Genomic DNA, 968 nt, shown 5'->3' with positions numbered 1-968 from the left:
AGTGAATTCTGCGCGGATGTTTGTCGGTGCCGGGCCGGGGTCCAACCTCAAAATTTCACGGTCGCTGGGGTTTGCCCTTGGCCGGCCGTTGAGATCGCGAATTGACCCTGATTTTGGGCTTTCGGTACGCGTTGCCGCCGCGTGTCGTGCGGTGGCGCCGGGTTCCTTGGTCCCGGGCTGGTTACTCCTTCCTTGGGGCCTGTTGGACAGGGGGTCTTGTGATTAGGGGATGGCGTGGACGCGGTTGAGGGCGTCGGCGAATTCTTTGGCCCAGGGCCAGGTTTTAGGGACTCGTAGGATCAGGTGGCGGGAGTGTTTGACCAGGCGGGCCGCGGCGTGCAGCAGTTGGTAACGCAGGGTGGCCGGTTCGGCTTTGGACAATGGGCCGTCCAAGAGCAGCAGCCGCATCCAGCACAACAGGTCGATGGCGATGGCGACGGCTGCGACCCAGGCGGTGTTGATCGCGAACGACTTCGAGGGCCAGCGGGCCAGGCCGGTGTCCTTGGCGCAGCGGATGAATCCCTCTACCCGGGCGTGCACCCGGTGGCGGGCCTCAAGTCGCTGGGGATGCCCGCCGCGGATGTTGGTCGCGATGAGCTGGTAACGGTAGCCGTTGAGGTGCTCGAACAGCGACAACTGGCGATCTTCTTCGATTTTTTCCCTGCGCACCAGGATCCGCATGCCAGCCGGCCAGCCATCGAGGCGGTCACCGCCGGGGCCCTCACGCAGCAGTGCGGTCAGCTCGGCCACTTGCGCGTCGTCGCGGGCGTCACCGGCCGCGTCCAGCGCCGGCTCCCAGCCCTGGGCGGGCATCTGCCCGATCGCGACCCGGGCCCGCTCGTCGAGATCAAAGCCCACGGAGTAGTCCACCGAGCGGCCCGGCTGGGCGTTGAGCTTCTCCAAGTGCTCAACCACGGCGTGGCTGGAACCGGCCCCGTCGATGGTGATCAACAGTTTGCGCCGCCACT

Annotated in this window: 1 protein-coding gene; it reads right to left on the bottom strand. The window is 66.2% G+C overall.

Features of this window, described 5'->3' with window-relative positions:
- Positions 1–222 precede the first annotated feature (222 nt).
- Positions 223–968 (bottom strand): transposase (locus tag F0Q45_RS26210; protein WP_188113187.1); only part of this gene is annotated, 746 nt, incomplete at its 5' end.

The organism is Mycobacterium simiae, assembly GCF_008370645.1.
Taxonomy (GTDB): domain Bacteria; phylum Actinomycetota; class Actinomycetes; order Mycobacteriales; family Mycobacteriaceae; genus Mycobacterium; species Mycobacterium simiae_A.
Note: the sequence above shows the minus strand (reverse complement) of the source record. Positions and strands in the feature narration are given on the sequence as shown.